This is a genomic window from Nostoc sp. FACHB-888, assembly GCF_014696655.1.
Taxonomy (GTDB): domain Bacteria; phylum Cyanobacteriota; class Cyanobacteriia; order Cyanobacteriales; family Nostocaceae; genus Nostoc.
The window spans coordinates 165,116-183,372 of the sequence record NZ_JACJQM010000004.1; the positions used below are offsets into that span (position 1 = coordinate 165,116).

12 protein-coding genes and 1 pseudogene are annotated in these 18,257 nt (G+C 43.0%); 5 read left to right on the forward strand and 8 right to left on the reverse strand.

What is annotated here, in order from left to right; genetic code table 11:
- Positions 1 to 220: 220 nt before the first annotated feature.
- A complete protein-coding gene (locus tag H6G26_RS04530) occupies positions 221 to 961 on the forward strand; it encodes a dienelactone hydrolase family protein (protein ID WP_190728117.1) in 741 nt (246 codons plus the stop codon).
- Between the two features lie 26 nt (positions 962 to 987).
- On the opposite strand, the gene H6G26_RS04535 is transcribed toward H6G26_RS04530, so the two are convergent.
- From H6G26_RS04535 to H6G26_RS04550, 4 genes are read right to left on the reverse strand one after another with little or no spacing between them, the layout of a single operon-like run.
- Positions 988 to 1,944: a BadF/BadG/BcrA/BcrD ATPase family protein gene (locus tag H6G26_RS04535; RefSeq protein ID WP_190728118.1), complete on the reverse strand. Its 957-nt coding sequence runs from the start codon at positions 1,942 to 1,944 to the stop codon at positions 988 to 990.
- Between the two features lie 14 nt (positions 1,945 to 1,958).
- Positions 1,959 to 3,230, reverse strand: coding sequence for an AmpG family muropeptide MFS transporter (locus H6G26_RS04540; RefSeq protein WP_190728119.1), 1,272 nt, complete (start codon positions 3,228 to 3,230; stop codon positions 1,959 to 1,961).
- 30 nt (positions 3,231 to 3,260) lie between these two features.
- Positions 3,261 to 4,523 (reverse strand): glutathionylspermidine synthase family protein, encoded by a 1,263-nt coding sequence (locus H6G26_RS04545; RefSeq protein WP_190728120.1) that lies wholly within the window; start codon positions 4,521 to 4,523, stop codon positions 3,261 to 3,263.
- 7 nt (positions 4,524 to 4,530) lie between these two features.
- Positions 4,531 to 4,833: a hypothetical protein gene (locus tag H6G26_RS04550; protein ID WP_190728121.1), complete on the reverse strand. Its 303-nt coding sequence runs from the start codon at positions 4,831 to 4,833 to the stop codon at positions 4,531 to 4,533.
- Between the two features lie 193 nt (positions 4,834 to 5,026).
- Here H6G26_RS04550 and H6G26_RS04555 point away from each other — a divergent pair, with 193 nt between their 5' ends.
- On the forward strand, positions 5,027 to 8,011 hold the full coding sequence (locus H6G26_RS04555; protein WP_190728122.1) for a valine--tRNA ligase: 2,985 nt from the start codon (positions 5,027 to 5,029) through the stop codon (positions 8,009 to 8,011).
- A 159-nt stretch (positions 8,012 to 8,170) separates the two neighbouring features.
- Positions 8,171 to 8,605 (forward strand): hypothetical protein, encoded by a 435-nt coding sequence (locus tag H6G26_RS04560; protein WP_190728123.1) that lies wholly within the window; start codon positions 8,171 to 8,173, stop codon positions 8,603 to 8,605.
- A gap of 188 nt (positions 8,606 to 8,793) precedes the next feature.
- On the opposite strand, the gene H6G26_RS04565 is transcribed toward H6G26_RS04560, so the two are convergent.
- Complete coding sequence (locus H6G26_RS04565) at positions 8,794 to 12,183, reverse strand: alkaline phosphatase (protein ID WP_190728124.1); 3,390 nt, start codon at positions 12,181 to 12,183, stop codon at positions 8,794 to 8,796.
- Between the two features lie 358 nt (positions 12,184 to 12,541).
- Here H6G26_RS04565 and H6G26_RS41735 point away from each other — a divergent pair.
- A pseudogene (locus H6G26_RS41735) lies at positions 12,542 to 12,655 on the forward strand (transposase); the annotation flags it as partial.
- Positions 12,656 to 12,833: 178 nt separating this feature from the next.
- The gene (locus H6G26_RS04575) at positions 12,834 to 13,550 is read left to right on the forward strand and encodes an SGNH/GDSL hydrolase family protein (RefSeq protein ID WP_190728125.1); all 717 of its coding nucleotides are present in this window, start codon (positions 12,834 to 12,836) and stop codon (positions 13,548 to 13,550) included.
- 88 nt (positions 13,551 to 13,638) lie between these two features.
- Here the strand turns inward: H6G26_RS04575 and hpnJ are convergent, their stop codons facing one another.
- From hpnJ to hpnI, 3 genes are all read right to left on the reverse strand, one after another.
- Complete coding sequence (gene hpnJ / locus H6G26_RS04580) at positions 13,639 to 15,093, reverse strand: hopanoid biosynthesis associated radical SAM protein HpnJ (protein WP_190728126.1); 1,455 nt, start codon at positions 15,091 to 15,093, stop codon at positions 13,639 to 13,641.
- A 212-nt stretch (positions 15,094 to 15,305) separates the two neighbouring features.
- Positions 15,306 to 16,958 (reverse strand): B12-binding domain-containing radical SAM protein, encoded by a 1,653-nt coding sequence (locus H6G26_RS04585; RefSeq protein ID WP_190728127.1) that lies wholly within the window; start codon positions 16,956 to 16,958, stop codon positions 15,306 to 15,308.
- A gap of 15 nt (positions 16,959 to 16,973) precedes the next feature.
- Positions 16,974 to 18,167 (reverse strand): bacteriohopanetetrol glucosamine biosynthesis glycosyltransferase HpnI, encoded by a 1,194-nt coding sequence (gene hpnI / locus H6G26_RS04590; protein ID WP_190728128.1) that lies wholly within the window; start codon positions 18,165 to 18,167, stop codon positions 16,974 to 16,976.
- Positions 18,168 to 18,257 lie beyond the last annotated feature (90 nt).

Genomic DNA, 18,257 nt, shown 5'->3' on the forward strand with positions numbered 1-18,257 from the left:
TTTTAATTCGCTACTATATCACCTGATGCTGCTGCCAAATTTACAATTGGTGCTAAAACAGCTATATAGCCTACCATCACTAAGGTAACGGGTGTATTAAGGCGATCGCAACAAACTTTCACTGGAAAAAGAACGCCAAATTGTGGATTGAAAGTAACCGGATGCTGCGGCGCTATAGTGTAGAAGCTAATGACAGCAAGCAGAACACGGAGACAAAAAAGTGCAAATCACTAAGCGCAACGTTGAGTTAAGAGTAGATGGCAGCTTAATGCGTGTTTATATTGCGGCTCCCAAAGCAGCAGGAAAATACCCTGGTATTGTCTTCTACAGTGATATTTATCAGTTAGGTGATGCAATGATTCGTCTAGCTAACTACTTAGCAGGATACGGCTATGTAGTAGCAGCCCCAGAAATTTTTCACCGAATTGAGCCAGTTGGTTTAGTAATTGAGCCAGACGATCTGGGACGGATGCGGGGTAATGACGATGCTCGTCGAACCTCGATAGCTGATTATGATGCCGATTGCCTTGCTGTAATTGAATTTCTGAAAACAGAGAGTGCGGTTTCTCCAAATCAAATAGGCACTCTCGGCTTTTGTATTGGTGGACATTTAGCTTTCCGCGCCGCATTTCAAAGCGAAATTCGGGCTTGTGTCTGCTGTTACCCTACTGGGATTCCCAGTGGCAAACTGGGTAAAGAGGTAGCCGATACAATCCAGAGGGTAAATGAAATTCAAGGCGAGATGCTAATGGTGTTTGGTAGTCTTGATCCTCATATACCAGATAGCGATCGCCAAACCATAATAAAAGCAATCGAAAATGCTAACATACCTCATCAAGTTTTCTTGTATGAAGCAGAACATACATTCATGCGCGACGACGGTTATCGTTATGATTCTAGTGCTACCACCTCTGCTTGGTCTGAAATAATAACTTTCTTAGGGCGCATATTTGCAGACTGAAAACTCCTATTATTGCTTTCTTCGCGTCAATTTTGAGTTGTCTGCAACGCTAACAAACCAGCACCATAAGCAGGCTCATACCTCGGAAATATCACCTTTACATTAGGAAACTTCCTAACAAGAGACGCTGCAAATCTTTTATGGATGTTGCATCTACCGCGCCATACACTTCCCGTTGTGACTACTTCTAAAACTGAGTCGGCAGTAAAAATTGCATCAATTACTGTAGATGTAGCTTTTACTAACTCTTTTACAGCATCATCAATTATCATATTCGCTACTATATCGCCTGACGCTGCTGCAAAATCTACAACTGGTGCTAAAGCTGCTATCTGTTTAACTCCCCATTCTCGGCGATATACTACTTCTATTAAATCTTCTATACTTTCCAAATCAAAATGCTGTTTGAAACCCTCTATCAAACTTGTTGATATTTCCCGCCCATCATAAGATTTTAATGCTGCGTTCATGCCTGCGATCGCAATTTTATAAGCGCTACCTTCATCTCCTAGAATATACCCCCAGCCGCCGACTCGCTTAGTATGTCCTTCATGATTTCGTCCGAAAACTATCGAACCAGTACCTGCTGCAACCACAATTCCTACAGGTTGACCAATTCCACCAACTAAAGCAATTAAAGCATCGTTACAAATTACAATATTCGCTGGTTGTAATGCCCAAGTAATAGGCAATTTGTTATTCTGTAACTCTTCAACTAAACCTTTTACTACTTCGATATCTGTTGCACGACCTACACCTGCTAAACCCAAAAATATCGCATCAATATTCACAGTATTTGTAATTATTGCTGCTTCAACTGCATTTTTAATTGCTAATTGAATAGATTGTAGAGTGGCTTCGATACCTATACTCTGATAATTAGATGGGCCTGCTTCAGCACGACCTAGCACTTGACGCAAATCATCCATCAAGACACAAACAGTCTTGCTACCGCCGCCATCTATTCCCAAAACATAACTCATAATTGGTAATAATATTAATTATTTTGACGCTTCGATTCTTCTTTTAAAGGAATAAAAAATAGAGCAATCATTCCAGGAATGGTAAGCAAGCAGACCAAGACAAAAAATAATGGATAGCCAAGTGATTTTTGCAGATAACCGCTAACTAATCCGGGTAACATCATTCCTAAAGCCATCATGCCAGTGGAGATAGCAAAATGAGAAGTTTTATATTCGCCTTGGCAAATATACATTAAATAAACACTAAAAGCTGTAAATCCAAAACCATAGCCAAATTGCTCCAAGGAAACCAAGGGATACACTAATGTTAGCGAAGGCTTCGTGTAAGCCATATACACATAAAATACATTAGGTAAATTCAATGCTAAAGCCATAGGGAATAAACATTTTTTTAATCCATATTTAGAAATTAGTAAGCCTCCTAAAATTCCTCCACAGATTAAAGATATTACCCCAAATGTCCCGTAGACTAACCCGACATCTGATGTTGATAACCCTAAGCCTCCTACTTCCGGTTTGTCCAATAAAAATAAAGAGGCTATCTTCACAAGCATTGCTTCACCAAGTCTGTAAAGCAAGATAAATGCTAAAATATTTATAATTTTATCTTGAGCAAAATATGAGCTAATAATTGACCAAAAAGGTATATATTCCCTAGCTTGTATTTTTCGTTGGTTATCTGATTCAGGTAAGGGTAAAATTAGGCGATGGAAAATAAACAGGATAGCTAAAATCAAAGCTGAGAAGCCAATGGCTATCGTCCAGCTTAAAGGAATGTTGTTCAGAGAAACTTCAAGCTGACCTGCTAAGACTACTAATATTCCAGAGCCAAAAATGACAGCCATTCGATAAAACAGTGAGCGAATGCCAACAAATAAGGCTTGTTGTTCTGGAGATAAAGCCAGCAGATAGAAGCCATCTGTGGCAATGTCATAAGTTGCAGAAATAAATGCTCCTATTGTTAATGTTGCGAGGGAGATGAAAAAGAAATTTGGCAGTTGCAAAGAGAAGGCTATCAAACCCAAACAAGCGAACATGGCAAATTGAGTATAAAGTATCCATTGACGTTTGGTAGAATAAATATCGACAACCGGGCCCCAAAACATTTTGATGACCCAAGGTAGATAGAGAAAACTTGTCCACAAAGTAATTTGAGTATTATCTATTCCGAGCTTTTTGTAAAAGATTACGGAAACTGTATTGATGATAATGTAAGGTATGCCAGAGGCAAAGTAGAGGGTGGGTATGTATGTCCAGGGTGAAGGGGTCGTGGTTTGAGGTTTCATATTTGCCTCTAATTATCGGTGTTATTAAAATTAGCATCCAATAGGACACCAATAGGATAAATTATCTGTAATTTCCCCTTCAGAAAGGCGCATTCCTACACCTCCAGATATAAACTTGTCATTACCATTGTTATATAGCCATGCTCCCCAAACCTGAGTCATTGACTTGCCATCAATTTCTAATTTAGGAAATTCTAATAAGTCTTGATAAACATAATTCTGTTGTGTATACCAAGGGTCATTATTACTACTACGCACAGAGATATTTCCTGAATTAACTGCAAATCCTCCTTCACCTTCTCTTCCTAAAATAGGTTTGGCAAAGTATGAATTACCTATTGCTGTTGCACTCAGTGATGTTTTAGGAAAATATTCCCAGACGGTCCCAGCATCTTTGCCAGAAAAAAAGTCATATCCCAAATCTGTAATCAGGGCAAATACACTTTTTGGTTGCAGTGCAAAGGCAGAACCAAAGTTCACAATCACAATTTTATTCTCAAAAATTAATTGCTCTAGAGCCGGCCATAGTCTTTCACCTTTTTCATCAGTATCATGGATTAGCCATTCCACTGGATACCACATAAAGAGTATATCTATTGGTTTTTTTGTTCTTTGGTCAAATAGATACTCACCATCTTTGATGCCAAGATATTCTAAGGGTAAAATGATACTTTTGGACTCCAAGTAATTTCTTAGCCATCGCATAGTACCTAAATCTTCGGCATTATTCAAAGCTGTAAATGCTACGCAACAGTCTCTAACTGGTTTACCCAAATTTAATGCGGCTCTATTTACATGCTGATTAAGTGTTATTTTTAATATTTTTTGAGCATCTAAAACGGGTTCTTGCAATCCAAAATGTCTGGCGACTTTGTTATTGCCATCCGTACACTCAAACCAAAAACTGGGAGTTTGGGGATTAGTTTCTACTACCTTTTTTATCCCTTTTTCTTGATTCCAGCACCAGTCAAGACGCATACAAAATGGTGCGAGAAAGTCATATTTAACTAACTTGATGGTAGCTTCCGGAAATCCATAGTAAAGTAGTGTATCCTCATCAAGAGTGCGAATAATTTCCCACACTTGGGTTAAAACACTACCGACTAATTCCGATGCTTGCTGGATTTCTTGTATCGTCTGCGGTAAAACTTGATGGCAGTAATAAAGAGCGTAAGGTGTTTCTTGGTCAGTCAGAGGTATACCTGTTCCTTCTTCAATAGGAGCAAAGTTGTACCAACCCATTTTCATCGACTGAAATAGACGCTTTCGTTGAGGACTGTTGAAAATATTCATAACTCTCTTATCCACCCGCATGACCACCGCGACCGAAACTACCAAAACCACCACGGCCCTTGGCAGAACCCCTAGAAGTCCCGGCCTCCGATGAATCACCAAAACCGGATCTTCTAATGCTACTCCCACCAGAGTAACCACTTGTGCCGCTACCATTAGATGAGGGAGAACAGTTATTAGCTTGTTCATTTGGCGAGGTTGTGGAGATGCAATCTGACTGTCTTGCTTCTGGGGTTGTCGCACAAGAAGCAAGTAGCGATACAGTCATAACGAACACTATGAGTTGAAATAAACCTGGTTTCAATTTCATGAGTCTTTCTGGATGAATATACAGATATCAGCTACGGAATTTATGCAAGATAACTACAAGGGTCAAAAATAGATTTCGCATTTCCAGATAGATTTTTTAAGGGTATATCCACGATTTCGAGAATTGCTAAACAAACCCTCTCCAACCCTGTGGCAAAATTTATTAGAGTCCTTCCATAGTTAGTTTGCCCAGCATGACCGCAACTATTCCCAATCTCCCCAGTCTCTACGACCCCTTTTCCACTGAAGCCAAGTGGCAAAAATTCTGGGAAGACAACCAAGTTTACAAAGCTGACCCCAACAAAGGCGGCGAACCCTACTGCATCGTCATTCCACCGCCGAATGTCACTGGCAGTTTGCACATGGGTCACGCTTTTGAAAGTGCGTTGATTGATACCCTCGTGCGCTACCACCGGATGCAGGGACGCAATACCCTATGGCTACCCGGAACTGACCACGCCAGCATTGCTGTGCATAGTATGCTGGAAAAGCAACTCAAAAAAGAGGGTAAGACTCGCTACGAATTGGGGCGCGAGAAATTCCTAGAACGCGCTTGGCAATGGAAGGCGGAGTCTGAGGGAACGATTCTGAATCAGCTACGGCGCTTGGGTGTCTCGGTGGATTGGTCACGGGAAAGGTTTACCCTGGATGAGGGTTTATCTAAGGCTGTTGTGGAGGCGTTTACTCGCCTTTACGAGGAAGGCTTAATTTATCGTGGTGAATATTTAGTTAACTGGTGTCCTGCTTCTCAGTCGGCTGTGTCTGATGTAGAAGTTGAAAATCAAGAGGTGAATGGAAATCTCTGGCACTTCCGCTATCCCCTCGCCGATGGTTCCGGTTTTGTAGAGGTGGCGACAACTCGACCAGAAACGATGCTGGGTGATACGGCTGTAGCAGTTAATCCCAATGACGATCGCTACAAACATCTCATTGGTAAAACTGTAACTCTGCCAATTCTACAACGAGAAATTCCGATCATTGGCGATGAATATGTTGACCCCACTTTCGGCACGGGTTGCGTGAAAATAACTCCCGCCCATGACCTGAACGATTTTGACATGGGTAAGCGTCACAATCTGCCGTTCATCAACATTATGAACAAAGACGGCACTCTCAACGCCAACGCTGGGGAGTTTCAAGGACAAGACCGCTTTGTTGCTAGAAAGAATGTGGTTTCTCGCCTAGAAGCAGATGGCTTTTTGGTGAAGATAGAAGATTATAAGCATACCGTTCCCTACAGCGATCGCGGTAAAGTACCTATTGAACCCCTCCTCTCGACTCAGTGGTTCGTCAAAATTCGTCCCTTAGCTGACAACACTCTCGAATTCCTCGACCAGCAAACTTCTCCAGAGTTTGTCCCCCAACGCTGGACAAAGGTTTATCGTGATTGGCTAGTAAAACTCACTGATTGGTGTATCTCTCGTCAGTTATGGTGGGGACATCAAATTCCTGCTTGGTACGCTGTTAGTGAAACAGATGGGCAAATTACTGATAACACGCCGTTTGTGGTGGCAAAATCGGAAACCGAAGCTTGGGAAAAAGCTAAATCACAATTTGGCGAAAATGTCAAGTTAGAACAAGACCCAGATGTGCTAGATACTTGGTTTTCTTCTGGACTCTGGCCGTTTTCAACTTTGGGCTGGCCAGAACAAACTCAAGATTTAGCAACTTACTACCCGACTACCACTTTGGTGACAGGCTTTGACATCATCTTTTTCTGGGTAGCCAGAATGACCATGATGGCTGGGCATTTTACGCAGCAAATGCCTTTCCAAACAGTTTACATTCATGGTTTGGTGCTGGATGAAAAAGGTCAGAAGATGTCAAAGACCAAAGGTAATGGCATTGACCCATTGTTATTAATTGACAAATATGGTACTGATGCCCTGCGGTATACCTTAATTAGGGAAGTGGCTGGTGCTGGTCAAGATATCCGCTTAGAATACGATCGCAAAAAGGATGAATCGGCATCAGTTGAGGCATCCCGCAACTTTGCAAACAAGTTGTGGAATGCTGCCCGCTTTGTGATGATGAATTTGGATGGACAAACGCCGCAACAATTGGGGAATCCAGTAGCCACAGAATTGAGCGATCGCTGGATTATCTCGCGGTATCATCAAGTTATCAAACAAACCACCAATTACATCGATAATTACGGTTTAGGGGAAGCAGCCAAAGGACTCTACGAATTCATCTGGGGTGATTTCTGCGATCAATATATTGAACTGGTGAAATCCAGATTGCAAGCAGATGCCGATCCAGTATCGCGGCGGGTAGCACAGCAAACTCTCGGCTACATATTGGAAGGAATTTTAAAACTGCTTCATCCGTTGATGCCTCATATTACCGAAGAAATTTGGCAGACTCTCACCCAACAACCAGCAGATTCACCGCAAACTTTACCGTTACAAATATATCCCCAGGTAGATGCGAACCTAATTGATCCAGCTTTGGAAGAACAGTTTGAATTGCTGATTGGTACTATCCGCACAATTCGGAATTTGCGAGCTGAGGCGGATATTAAGCCAGGGGTAAAAGTGACAGCGAATTTGCAAACTGAAAGCGAAAAAGAGCGGGAAGTTCTCACTGCTGGACAGTCTTATATTAAAGATTTGGCGAAGGTTGAGACTTTAACTATTACCGACAAGCAAGAAAACCAAACTGTTGCTGTTAAAAAACCTCAGAGGGGTTTGAAGACAATTGGCTTAATTATCGTGGCTATTGTCTTTGGTAGATTGGGTTTAGCTGCGGGAAATGCTATTGATGATATTCCCATCGTCGGAACTTTCTTTGAACTAGTTGGTTTTGGTTACACAGCGTGGTTTGTTAGCCAAAATTTACTCACTGCTGAAGCGAGACTTAGGTTATGGAGCCGATTTTTCCCGCAGAGTGAATTACAACAGCCACAAGAATCAGAAAATGCGATCGCAGGTGTAATTGGTACAATACAGGTGCTAATTCCTCTAAGCGGTGTGGTAGATATTGAAGCTGTACGTGCCAAGCTAGAAAAAAGCTTGAGTAAAGCTGAAGCCGAAGTTCAATCCCTGAGTACCAGATTAAACAATCCTAGTTTCATAGATAGAGCTAGAGCTGATGTGGTACAGGGAGCGCGGGATGCCTTAGCAGAAGCACAGAAGCAAGCTGAAATTTTGCGCGATCGTCTGAAGGGATTGTCGTAGCGATCGCCTGCGTGGCTTAGGATAACTGTAATGGGTAATCGGATTATTAATTCCCAATTACCCATTACCAATTAACAAGATCCAAATCTAAATTCTGGGACTTATTATTTTATTAAATTTTTTTAATTTTTAATTTTTAATTGGAGCGAAGCGACCCTCATGCTATATCTAGCCCAGGTGCGTAAAAATGATTTTTTAGACCAGCACCAGTTACGCTTGTTGGCGCGTCAAGAAGCTGATAACTTGTGGGCGATAATTCCCGAAGAGGCTTTCATTCTGCTAGGGAAGGGAAAAGTTATGAGTGAAAACTTGCTTGTTTTAGTAGAACTTTCCTCTACAGGCGACATTGAAAGAATAGAAGACGCTACCAACTGGGTACTCCATCTGGTACAAAACTACCTCACTATTGGTATTACCCCAGAATTTTTGCAGCACGAAGCCGAGCGAGCAGAACATTGGCGACAATCCTTGACGTTACAAAACCAAGACTTAGCGCGGCGTTCCTTAGAATTGGAAGCTCGTCGTGAACAAATTCAAGCCCTAGAAGAAAACCTCAAACGTGAGAAAAATGGTTATCCCCAAGAGGAAAGTTAAAAGTTTGCAATTGTATTGCCCATAAAGTTTTTGAAGGTAGAAAAAGCTTACTCGTCCGTGAAATACTTGTTTGAGACGAATAAAGCAACATTATAAACACCACTGTGACACTAAGAGTCTGGATGCAGAAACCCAGACCTCAACAAAGTAGGTCTGGGCAGTTCAATACTCACAATAAATGGCGTGAATTAGGCAAAAACAAAACTGGTATTAACATCTACATCAGTAACACCATTGAGAATAGCAAGAGTTTCACCACCAAAGGCAATTGCGGTATTACTTCCTACTGTGTTCAACGCTATAGTATTAGCGTTAATACCCAAGCTAGCACTACCGAGGATCCCGATGACATCACTACCCTTTTCAAAATCGAGAATTGTATTGGCAGCCTCTGGCAATTCACTGCTGACAATCCAAAACTGATCTTTACCTTTGCCACCAGAAATTAGATTATCGCCCCCGAACTGGACGTAGAGTTTGTCATCACCGTCACCACCAAGGGCACGATCATCTTTACCCAGGTAGAATACATCATTACCAGCACCACCGGATAGGCGATTATCGCCTTTGCCATCAGTAGCATCAAAAACGTCATTACCATCACCACCAAAAGCGCGATCGCCCTTGTTGACATAGATCACATCATCGCCACTACCTAAACTGATCCGGTTACTACCAGCGATTGATGAAGAAACTGTTTGTGTATCAACCTCGTCATTCCCTGCACCAGCAAATACGGAGTCATTGATACCGTCAAAAGTTGCATCACCTGCTATTAACTGGTCACCTTGAGAAGTCCCAGATACTAATTTAGTTTCTTGTTGTGCTGCTGCCTCTTCTGCTGTTACACCAAACATCGTCTGGTACATGAGGTTGTATATCTCGGTGTTATCTAAGGTACTGGGCAGTTGGTCAGCATTCATCCCGTAAGCTTTAGAAACAATGCTACCAGGGAAATCAGGAGTACCGACCCAAGCAACACCAAAGTTGCCCATCGGGCCATCTATACTATCCTCAGCTTGAAAAGGTTTCCAAGGAGCCTGTTCGCTGGCTGTGCTACCATTAACACCATCTAAGAAGTTCTGAGTTGTGTTAGTTGTTGTTGGGTTAACGTTGATAAAGGGAACAGTAGGTTCACTATCTGCCAGAGGAGGGTTATCAGTGGAGTTCCCTGGAGGACGAGTATAGGGAGTATATTGAAACACCTGCAAGCCACCTGCATCGCTGTCTGCGGCGGTAACTACTAAAGTGTTGGGGTCTTTGGTATCAACATAATCCTTCGCTACACCAATTGCCGCATCAGCTCGGCGTACAGCTTCAATCGTACCCGCAGCGTTATTGTTATTAGCAAAGTTGTCGCTGCCCTCTTCTTCTACCACAGCAAAGAAGCCATCTGGATCTTTGTTGATGATTTTCAAAGATGCATCTAGCATCTCGGCTACTGTAGGAGCCGTTGCCACATAGAGTGGCAGAGGATTTTCGCTATTTAGACCTAGTTCCTCTTCAGTGCGATCGTCGAAGGTGTCAGTCGCCGCAAACACGCCCAACAATTTCTGTGGCGGGTTATCGCTGTTGACCACCTGGTTCATTTGTTCCTCAGTATAGACCACGCTATAACCTAAGGACTTCGCCAACTCAATCAAGTTAGTGGTTGGGCGGCGCTCTGGACGGCTTTCCGAAGCATCAATTTCAGAGGTGACGTGGAATCCAGTAGTTCCCTGCGGCAGCATATATAACTCACCACCGCCCATGATCACATCTGTACCAGAGCGAATTACCTGCTCAATGATTTCGGCGTACTTATCCCGTGCCCGAATGTCGTCACCTAATCGGTTGGTGGTTTCAGCTGCAAAGGCAGCAGTTCCAGGCTCTGCCAACTGACCAGACTGGATTAGTGCAGTAGCTTTTCCAGCCTCAATAGCTTCTTCTAGGATAGTGTAGCCAGTTTTGCCAGAAGCGGGGGTAACAAGAGATTGATCTTCATTCAGACCAAAAGATTCATTAAAGACCTTGACTCCATTAGCATGAGTGACTGCCCCAGCATTTGATGTACCCGTTAACTGGTTTTCCATGTGTCCCAGATAGACCCCGGCATTCGACATTTCGTCCCAATTAAGCCTGCCATCTGGGCCCTTGTCAACATTGCGTAGCGCCATGTAATGGGAAGGGCTAGTGCCATCTGGGTGAATGAAGATGACATTGCCAGTGTCTTTAGTAGCTTCAGGCGCGGGTGTCGGCGCAGGATTTCGAGATGGTAATTCTGTCTCAAACAGAGTCTCATACATCAACTCGTACATCCCCGTGTTGTCCACTGTCGCAGGCAGTTTGTCTGCGTTCAAACCTTGAGCTTTTGAGACGATAGAACCGCTAAAGTCGGGCGTACCTGCCCAGCCAATTCCGAAGTTAAAGACATCTCCGTTAGCATCTGGTGCAGCGACAAAAGGTAGGGTATCCGCCCCAGTTTGACCATCTAAGGGAACAGGACGTGGTTCTGTGGTGGGGTTGTTGTTGATAGTACCTACTGGCTCATCGGGAGTAAGGGGGTCAATCACTTGTAAACCACCCGCATCGCTGTCAGCAGCAGTTAAGAGTAAGGTATTCGAGTATTTATCAACAAAGTCTAGTGCGACACCAATCGCTGCATCTGCTCGACGCACACCTTCTAGAGTACCAGCAGCATTATTATTGTTGCCGAAGTTGTCGCTTCCTTCCTCTTCAACGATCGCAATAGAGCCATTGTTGAAGTTAGGGTGCTTTTCCATCAACTTTTGGGTGACTTCCAGCATTTCGGCGATCGTCGGTGCTGTTTCATTATAAAGAGGTAGTCCCCGCTCAGTTAAGACTTCTTCTGGGCGATCGTTGAAGGTATGGATAGGAGCAAATACGCCCAGCACTTTCGTTGGTGGCGTAGAATATTTTGCTGGGTCAAGTAGGTCTTTGAGTTGTTGCTCGTTATAAACAACTGTGTAGCCCTTGCTTTTAGCCAGTTCAATCAAGTTTTCACTGGGGCGTTGGATAGGATTAGTGCTGAGAGCATCTAGTTCGGCTGCTGTACCGTGAAAGCCATCAGTACCTATAGGTAAGAGGGTAAGTTCACCACCGCCCAAAATAAAGTCAACTCCAGACTCGATCACCTGCTTGGCAATCTCAGCTGTTTGCTGACGAGGCGGAATTCGCTCTCCATCGACAACTAGTTCACCCACTTGAGCAACGAATGCAGCTGTACCCGGCTCATATATGGCACCAGACTGAACCAGCGCTGTCACCTTATTTGCAGCAACTGCTTCCTGCACGATTGTCTTACCAGTGTTGCCAGATAAGGAAGCAACTGACGAACCATCGGCGTTTAAGCCAAAGGATTCTGCATAGACCTTGGCACCCGTTGCATGGGTAACAGCACCAGCATTGGATGTTCCACCCAGCTGGTCTTCCATATGACCCAGATAAACCCCAGCATGAGCTAGATTGTCCCAGTTCAAACGTCCGTCGGGGCCTTTATCTACAAACCTTGCGAACGCATAATGAGATGGACTGGTTCCATCTGGATGGAGGAAAATTACGTGATTACCAGTTGCCATAAAACTTGTGAGTTGTTCTGAATAAGTTGGGTTTCGACAGTTCTTTTTAGAAGACTAGAGTTCTTTCACGCTCCAGCCTGCAACACAGGCTAGTCCAATACCGTTAATCAGATTTGCCGGAACTTGCAATCGATAGTAGTCAAGTACAGTTTGCTTAAAGTTAATAACTTTAAGGTTAAGAAGTGGATAAATGTCGTTTAATTTTAATTCAAAATAATTAGTTACATTGACAAATGGCACTAAGAAAAGCTATTAGCTGTACTGAATAAAAACTACAGCATTGTTATTCCTGGTTTTTGCACAGGGCGAGTTAGTTTAATAACTACTCTACTTAGATATAACAACTTATTCTACTCTGGAGATTGTTGGGCTTTACGGTCAGAGATGGGGTGTTGAGCCAGATTTCAGACATCTGAAAACTACTCTAGGGATGGATGTTTTACGATGTAAAACTCCTTCAATGGTACGCAAATAAATGTATGTTTATTTGCTTGCGTACAATCTACTTCGTGGTGTGATGTGGTTGCAAGGTACTTGCCATCATTTATAACTTTATTACCCAATTTTTAGCTGTTTCTTCAACAAAACTTCACTGGGTTTATGGCACTTTATTTAAAGTCAAGGTAGCGTCGAATAAACAGGAGAGTGTTATGGCTCCGTTTCAAACTACACGACGACGGTTTATTCAACTAGCTGGAGGAGCAAGTTTTCTGGCTCTCTTGGGCTGCAATCGACAGGAGCAAGAAATGCTGACACTATATACTTTTGGGGACTCAATTTTAGATTGCGGACGATATAACGAGTTTGGGGTTCATCCCGGACAACTCCTTGTCCAGAATGACGATCGCCTGTTTCCGGAGTTTCAAGGTCAAGACCTGAAATCACGCCAACCTGCTCGTCTCGAACATCGCGCCCGTGATGGTGCGACGGTTGATTCAATGCTTGCTCAGGTGCAAGGATTGCGAGTGGAAGGAAAGGCAATTGCACTCATCACTATCGGTGGTAACGATTTACTACGGGGATTAATTCGAGATTCCGGTGCAGGAATCACAACCTTTGCCAATACCCTCGATACATTTGTGCAGAATTTACCAATCCGTCCTGTTCTGCTAGGTAATGTGTACGATCCAACCTTGGGGGATGATAGGCGCAATTTCTTGGGTGTTGAACCGGCGATCGCTCGCAAGAACCTCCAGCGCATGAACACTGCAATTCAAGAAATTGCCAATCGTTATGGACAGTTGGTTGATCTCCATGCTCACTTCCTAAAGGGCGATCCATCCTGGTTCACAGCGATGATCGAGCCAAGTCTGCGGGGTGCATCGGAAGTAAGACGGGTTTTTCTCCCCTATATTGTCGGTAAATAGGGATACTTTTATCTTGTGACGATATTAACAATTGGACATTCCCTTCTGCCTCCTGCCCTCTGCCTTTCTTGATAAAAATAACCAACAACTAACTAACAACTACTGATTCTGGTTTAGCAGTTGCCTGGGTACGACGCTCTTTCAAGTAAGAGAAAAATTCCCGCCCCTCACGTAGGCGGCGCACTAACATTTGAGGATCACTGAGCATTTCACTGACAATTGGAATAATTGCTCTAGGACGGAAGTAGAACTTACGATACATCCTCTCAACTGCATCTTCAATCTCAGTACTGGAGAGATTTGGATATTGCAATGTGGACATTTGAATTCCTGAATTGGCAACTAAGGAATTGTTGCTAAACCAATTATTTTCCTGTGCTTGGCGATAAAGTTCTGTTCCAGGATAGGGGGCTGCGATGGAAACCTGAATTGTATGAGGACTAATATCGCAAGCAAAGCGCACCGTTTCTTCAATTGTTTTTTGGGTTTCGTCGGGTAAACCAATGATAAAAGTGCCGTGTACGGTAATGCCAAGTTTATGACAATTTTCCATAAACTTCCGTGCGACTTCTAGCTTAATTCCTTTCTTAATCCCATCCAAAATTTGCTGATTGCCAGATTCAAATCCTACTAATAGTAGGCGTAAGCCATTATTGCGTAGTTGTTTGAGGGTGTCATAGTCGAGATTGGCCCGGGCGTTGCAACTCCATGTCAGTTTAAGTCGTTGCATATGTTCGCTAATTGCGATCGCTCGATGTTTATCTATAGTAAAGGTGTCGTCATCAAACATATATTCTCGCACCTTGTCACCGAAAATCGCTTTGGCTTCTTCCATTTCGCGCCCAACTGCTTCTGGGCTTTTAGTACGATACAAGTGTCCACCAATTGTTTGCGGCCAAAGGCAGAAGGTACATTTTGCCGGACAGCCCCGCCCAGTGTAAAAGGAAATGTATGGATGCAGTAAGTAGCCAATAAAGTATTTTGTAATATCTAAATCACGGTGATAAACCGGCAATACACTAGGCATCGAATCCCAATCATAAATCAAAGAGCGGTCTTGATTATGATGTATATTACCCTGGCGATCGCGGTAGCTTAAACCTGTGATTTCTTCCCAATTTTTACCTTCTGCTATTTCTTTGCAGGTATAGTCGAATTCGTGACGACATACAAAGTCAATGATTGGGTTTTCAACCAGCGTCTGCTCTGGTAATACTGCTACATGCGCTCCAATCAAGCCAATCTTGACATTCGGGTTTTGAGCCTTGATTGTTTGGGCACACTTTACATCATTAGGCAACGAAGGCGTGCTGGTGTGCATGATAATTAGCTCGTAATCTTGAGCAATTTCGATGACATCTTCTACTGTTTGATCGTGTGGGGGGGCATCTACAAGCTTACTACCAGGCACGAGGGCTGCAGGTTGCGCCAGCCATGTAGGATACCAGAAGGAAGTAATTTCGCGCTTGGCTTGGTATCTCGAACCTGCACCGCCATCAAACCCATCGAAGGAAGGAGGGCTGAGAAACAAAGTTTTTTTCACAGGTATATTCTCTTTTGGAGGTTTTAACTGATACTTTTTTAGGATAAGACCTAAAGGGCAGCAGATGCGATCGCAGGCCTAAATCATTTATTAAATTTTCTATTTCTCTCTTTAGGGAAAAATATTTTTTAATCGTAGACGCATAGCGGCTTCCCGCAGGGTACCGCTTGGTTTATCTTTTTTTGCTTTTTAGCAAAATGATATTTTGACAGTTAACTACGAACTTTGGTAAGGACTTTTTGAGAGTAGAATGAAGCTGATTCTTCGTTTTTTGCACAATCCTGGGCAAATTTAATTAAATGATGTCCAACAAGTCCAACGTGAATCAAGTTTTCAATATTACCTGCTTTTAGTGCTGGTTTGGCCATTTCCCAGAAAGTCTGACGATAGTTACTAAATATGCCTATCCGCAGCAAAATATTAGCTAAATAAGTTAAACCTTTGCGAATGTTAGCCGCAGAAGTGCGAGATGGGCTGTTAGGAACTTCGATGCGATTTGGATAAGTATGTTCCATGTTGTAGGCAAACCGCTCATATAAAAATTCCGGCTCATAAGCTGTTGTAATGCAGCGCCGCCACATCTCAACAACTTGCTCGTAAGGCATCAAAAATTCAACATTTGATTCGCGGCTTTCATCAAAAACAAGTCTTCCTTCTGCTTCTAACCTCCGCCATAAAGGAGTTCTAGGTAGGGCATGAAGTAGGTTAATTGTCAACATGGGAATTTGCGATGCCCGAATAAATTCGATAATTCGGTCTGCTGTCTCTGGTGTATCTGTATCTAACCCGATGATGATTCCTGATACTACTTCCATGCCATAGCTATTTAAGACTTGAATTGCTTTTAAGATTGGCATACTTAGATTTTGGTCTTTGGAAATAGCATGGAGAGCATCTGGTTCTGGTGTTTCGATACCGCAAAAGATTGTGCAGAAATAAGCTTCGCGCATCATCTCCAGCAGTTTTGGGCTTTGAGCTAAGTTGAGCGTTGCTTCACAGGCAAACTGGATGGGGTAGCCATTGCGTTTTTGCCAGTCAATCAGGTGAGGAAGCAACTTCATGGCAGCGCGGCGATCGCCAACAAAATTATCATCGACAAAGTACACTGCTCCCAGATTGCCAGATTGTCGCATGGCATCTAACTCGGCAACTACTTGCTCTGGTGTTTTCATTCGGGGATTGTTGCCATAGAGTTCGGGAATATCACAAAACTCACAGTGATAAGGGCAACCACTAGAAAACTGCACATTTGCCAGAAAATAATCATTGATATTCAGCAAATGATAAGCCGGGGTGGGAAACTCTGTTAGGGGTAGACGTTCCTTGGTTTCAAAGCGAATTTGCGCTTGGGGACGTTCCGAGTTTTGGTCTAGATACTCGATCATGCGATCGCTTGCATCTCCCAACTCACCCAAATGTAAAATGTCAAACTCAGGATAATATTCTGGGCAACCAGATACCGAGGGGCCACCTACAACTGTAATTTTCCCTGCTCTATGGGCAAGTTCATTAATTTGATTAATCTGTGGTTTTTGGATATGCATTCCACTCACAATCACCACATCAGCCCATTGGTAATCATCCCTGGTAGCTAAACGCACATTTTCATCAATAAAACGGACTTCCCACTCTTTTGGTAAATAGGAAGCCACGATTAAAATCCCTTGAGGAGGCATAAAAGCCTTAACACCCATAAGTGGATAGGCGTGGTGAAAAGTGCCAAACGAACGGCTGTACCTGGGAAAGATGCAGAGTACCCGTCGATGATGATGCGGAACGTAGCTTGTTTTCTTAGTAGTAGCAGATGGTTGTAAAGTTTCTCCTACAGGAATTGAGTTCTTGGAAGACTTTATAATATCAGTCATCGTAATTCTCAGTAGTTAAATAGACATTACCTTGGCAGCATCAGTTGTTATTGGCATCACTTTACCTTCTTTTGTCAACTTTAGTTGCCGCCCTCGCCATTCAAATGTATTGTTAACCCAGCAATAATACCAGAGAACAAAGCTGATCAAGTCTCGAATAAGGATTAGCCAGAGTAATTTTTTGGCAACCGCATCGTTAAGAACCTTGACTGCAACGAACCAGCCCATAAATAACCGCATCATCCAGGTGATGACTAATATAGCCCAAGCAAAAATTGACCCTCCCGTAGTAATTAACAACAACAGACTGGTAAATGTGCCATAGGTGAAAATCAGCCCTAAATATCCCCAGGGACGAGAAACTCGTGTACACAGCAACCAGCGTATCTGCCGCTGAATTAAATCAACGAAACTGTTTGTGCCGATCGCATGGTCAATCACATAATCAGAAAGTACTACTTTATACCCAGCTTGGGCAGGCAGATAACCGAGTTGATAATCATCTGCCAGATAATCAGCAATAGCTGGAAATCCACCAATTGCTTCGAGTACAGTTCTGCGGATGGCAATAGTTGGCCCCAAAGCAAACTCAATTTTGTGCAACTTATTAGCAACTAAAACGCCAGCAAGATACTCAGTTGAAATCCCAATCCCTTCCAGATTTGCCACCCATCCTTGTGTCAACGGACGGTAAAGGCAGGTAACGACTCCGACATCAGGATCGTGCATCGGCCCAATTACTCTTCGTAAGTAGTCTGGGCCGACTCGAACATCGCTATCTGCTAAAAGTAAGATGGAATATTTAGCTTTGGATTCGGCATTGGCGAGATTGCAAACTTTGAAGTTATTACCAATTGTGTGTTCGCTAATTACCAATTGCAAATCCAACTCTGGAAAGTCTTGGATAATTTGCCGCACCACTGCGATGCCAGGATCATTGGCATCGCGAACGCTAAAGATAATTTGGTACTGTGGATAGTCTTGGCGACAAAAAGAAGCAAAATTTTCGTAGGCTTGCTCATCAAGCCCGCAAATTGGCTTCAAAATAGTAATAGCTGGATGAAAATCGGGAGCAATAGGATTTTGATGGTTCAAAAAGGCGATCGCTGCATAAATCCCGTAAGCATAAAACCAAATTGCTGATAAAGACAAAAGTAACAGCAGCAAATAAATATAAGTCTTTAAAGAACCAAAGTCCCAAATTTGCATTTTCCATGCTTCTCTAAATTTACTGTTTTTCCTTTGTATTCTAGTGGTTCAAGAATAAATTTTGTTTTACCACAAAGCCACAAAGGAAAC

Excerpts from the sequence above, each read along its gene's own strand:
- H6G26_RS04535 (WP_190728118.1), bottom strand. The coding sequence starts at position 1,944 with ATGAGTTATGTTTTGGGAATAGATGGCGGCGGTAGCAAGACTGTTTGT.
- H6G26_RS04540 (WP_190728119.1), bottom strand. The coding sequence starts at position 3,230 with ATGAAACCTCAAACCACGACCCCTTCACCCTGGACATACATACCCACC.
- H6G26_RS04545 (WP_190728120.1), bottom strand. The coding sequence starts at position 4,523 with ATGAATATTTTCAACAGTCCTCAACGAAAGCGTCTATTTCAGTCGATG.
- H6G26_RS04550 (WP_190728121.1), bottom strand. The coding sequence starts at position 4,833 with ATGAAATTGAAACCAGGTTTATTTCAACTCATAGTGTTCGTTATGACT.
- H6G26_RS04555 (WP_190728122.1), top strand. The coding sequence starts at position 5,027 with ATGACCGCAACTATTCCCAATCTCCCCAGTCTCTACGACCCCTTTTCC.
- H6G26_RS04560 (WP_190728123.1), top strand. The coding sequence starts at position 8,171 with ATGCTATATCTAGCCCAGGTGCGTAAAAATGATTTTTTAGACCAGCAC.
- H6G26_RS04565 (WP_190728124.1), bottom strand. The coding sequence starts at position 12,183 with ATGGCAACTGGTAATCACGTAATTTTCCTCCATCCAGATGGAACCAGT.
- H6G26_RS04575 (WP_190728125.1), top strand. The coding sequence starts at position 12,834 with ATGGCTCCGTTTCAAACTACACGACGACGGTTTATTCAACTAGCTGGA.
- H6G26_RS04585 (WP_190728127.1), bottom strand. The coding sequence starts at position 16,958 with ATGACTGATATTATAAAGTCTTCCAAGAACTCAATTCCTGTAGGAGAA.
- hpnI (WP_190728128.1), bottom strand. The coding sequence starts at position 18,167 with ATGCAAATTTGGGACTTTGGTTCTTTAAAGACTTATATTTATTTGCTG.